Source organism: Streptomyces graminilatus (assembly GCF_001418565.1).
In the GTDB taxonomy this organism is placed as follows: Bacteria; Actinomycetota; Actinomycetes; order Streptomycetales; family Streptomycetaceae; genus Streptomyces; species Streptomyces graminilatus.
This window is the reverse complement of the sequence record NZ_LIQQ01000589.1, coordinates 1-2,197: the sequence shown is the minus strand read 5'-3', so window position 1 is coordinate 2,197 and position 2,197 is coordinate 1. Positions and strand designations below refer to the sequence as shown.

Annotated in this window: 4 protein-coding genes; 2 read left to right on the top strand and 2 right to left on the bottom strand. The window is 72.3% G+C overall.

Annotated features, from left to right (window positions below; translation table 11 throughout):
• Nucleotides 1-368, bottom strand: a 368-nt coding sequence (locus tag AOK08_RS37310) for an alpha-L-fucosidase (protein ID WP_198539507.1), incomplete at its 3' end; no start/stop codon positions are given.
• 261 nt (nt 369-629) lie between these two features.
• On the opposite strand from AOK08_RS37310, the gene AOK08_RS37305 reads away from it, so the two are divergent.
• Nucleotides 630-1,040, top strand: a complete 411-nt coding sequence (locus AOK08_RS37305; RefSeq protein ID WP_055534360.1) for an SseB family protein — start codon at nt 630-632, stop codon at nt 1,038-1,040.
• Nucleotides 1,041-1,059: 19 nt separating this feature from the next.
• Here the strand turns inward: AOK08_RS37305 and AOK08_RS37300 are convergent, their stop codons facing one another.
• A complete protein-coding gene (locus AOK08_RS37300) occupies nt 1,060-1,467 on the bottom strand; it encodes a MarR family winged helix-turn-helix transcriptional regulator (protein WP_055534358.1) in 408 nt (135 codons plus the stop codon).
• Nucleotides 1,468-1,857: 390 nt separating this feature from the next.
• Between AOK08_RS37300 and AOK08_RS37295 the strand changes: the two genes are divergently transcribed.
• Nucleotides 1,858-2,145: a helix-turn-helix domain-containing protein gene (locus AOK08_RS37295; protein ID WP_055534356.1), complete on the top strand. Its 288-nt coding sequence runs from the start codon at nt 1,858-1,860 to the stop codon at nt 2,143-2,145.
• Nucleotides 2,146-2,197 lie beyond the last annotated feature (52 nt).

The following is a 2,197-nucleotide window of genomic DNA, read 5'->3' as shown; positions in this document are numbered from 1 at the left end:
GAGTAGTAGAGGCCGACCTTGAGGTTCCGCTCGCGCAGGGCGTCGACGAACCCGGTGACCAGGTCGCGGCCGGCCGGGGTGTCCCGGACCACGTCCAGGCTGCGGTGGTCGGTTTCCCACAGGGCCACACCGTCGTGGTGCTTGGTGGTGAGGACGGCGTACTGGGCGCCGACGCGGGCGAACAGCTCCGCCCAGCCACGGGGGTCGTAGCGCGAGGCGGTGAAACGGCCGAGCTGGCTCATGTACTCCTCGTGCGTGACCTCGCCCGTGTAGAAGGACCACGACTCGGCCCAGCCGTCCACGGCGTAGATGCCGTAGTGGATGAAGATGCCCAGCTTGGCATCGGGGAACCAGGGTTGCATCGGCATGCGCACACGCTAGGCACGGATGCCCGCCGCACGCGTGGGCGAGGGTCACCACTACTGGTCCGTTTCCACCTTCGGCGCCGATCGCCGCGAATTCCCCTCGGCGCCCCTTTGCCCGCTCCGCCTCCCGACGCGGAGTGACCCCGGCATCCGTCCTCCGGGCCACGCATGCCCGCGACCCGGTCGGGTAGGCGACGCACACCGTGCCCGGGACCGGCCGTGTCCCGGGCGGCCCGTACGACCGCCGCGACCGGAGGACCCACCATGAAGACGCCCGCACAGCAGCAGACCGACACACCGGCCCGGCGCGCGCTCGACGCCCTCGCCCGCGACACCCGGGACCCGGCCGCGCTGGACGTCCTCGCGATGAGCGACGTCCTGGTCCCCGTACCGGACGACGTCGGTGACCTGGAAGCCGGAGATCCCGCGACCGTGGCGCTGCCCGTGCTGGCGGAGCCGGACGGCCGGGAGGCCGTGCCCGTGTTCACCTCGGAGCCCGAGTTGGCCGGGCTGCTGCCGTCCGTCTCCCGCTACCGTCTGATCCCGCTTGGCGCGCTCGCCGACCAGTGGCCCACGGGCGACCTCGCACTCACCATCGACGCGGCCTCCCCGCACGGCATGACGGTCACCTCGGAGGGCGTACGCACCCTGCTGGCCAGGCCGTTCGAGTACTGAACCGGCGCCCCGGCAGGGCTCAGGCTCCCAATGTCCGGGCCAGAGCCGCACGTTGCAGCGGGAGAACCTCGCTGTGCAGCTCCCGGCCGCGATCCGTGAGGGCCACCCACACTCCCCGCCGGTCCTCCGCGCACATGCTGCGCTCCACGAGCCCGTCCTTCTCCAGCCGCCCGATGAGCCGCGACAGCGCGCTCTGGCTGAGGTGGACCCGCCCGGCGAGGTCCTGCACCCGGCACTGCCCACCCGGATCGGCGGTCTCCTTCGCGCAGCCCGTCCCGGAGACGAGGACGTCGAGCACCTCGAAGTCACTGGCGCCCAGACCGTGCGGATGCAGTTCGCGGTCGATCTCGCACATCGTGCGCGCATGCGTCGCCAGGATGTCCCGCCACTGGTCCGCCAGCCCCGCACCGGCCGTGTTCGTTGCCATGCGCCCCATGTTAATGCGTATGCATGAAATCGGAGGTGGTCGGGACTGTGCGGTCGGGACTGCGTGGTCGAGACGGTGCGGTCGGGACGGTGTGGACGGAGCGGTGTGACCGCCGACCACGACCCGGGAGGGCCGGGCCCCGCCCGGCCACGACGACGTGGTTCAGCCACCGCCGAGCCGGAGGCGCCGGGGCCCGGCTGCCCGGGGCGGGTGGCGATGGCCCCGTGAGTTGGGACGCGAGGGCTTGCTCGCACTCACGTGCGCAGGGAAAGCGTTCGACCTCGGCCAATGGGTGCGAACCCTCGGACGCGGCGCCCCAGGCTCCAGGACATTGGAGGAACGGCGCGCGGTGACCGGCGACCGGTGACCGGTCCGGGACGAGGAGGCGCGATGCTGAAGAGACCGGCAGGCGGGCAACGCCTGGAGATCCTGGAGTGGCTGAGGGATCCGGCCGCGCACTTCCCGCCCCAGCGGCACGGGGATCCGGTCGAGGACGGAGTCACGGCGGCGGCCGTCGCCGCGAAACTCGGCGTCCCGCTCGCCGTCGCGACCACCCACCTGGACCTCCTCGCGGGGATCGGCGCGGTACGGACGAAGAGGATCCGGTGGCGCACCTTTTACCGGCCCGACGAGGCGCGGATCGCCGAGGTGGCCCGGATGTTCGAGAAGGGTTGGTAGGAGGGGGCTGTCTGCCGACGGCTGGGTGGGGGGTGGTGCCGCGTGTGGGGTG

Bases quoted from the DNA above. Each gene is read 5' to 3' on its own strand.
- AOK08_RS37305 (WP_055534360.1), top strand. From the start codon at position 630: ATGAAGACGCCCGCACAGCAGCAGACCGACACACCGGCCCGGCGCGCG.
- AOK08_RS37300 (WP_055534358.1), bottom strand. From the start codon at position 1,467: ATGGCAACGAACACGGCCGGTGCGGGGCTGGCGGACCAGTGGCGGGAC.
- AOK08_RS37295 (WP_055534356.1), top strand. From the start codon at position 1,858: ATGCTGAAGAGACCGGCAGGCGGGCAACGCCTGGAGATCCTGGAGTGG.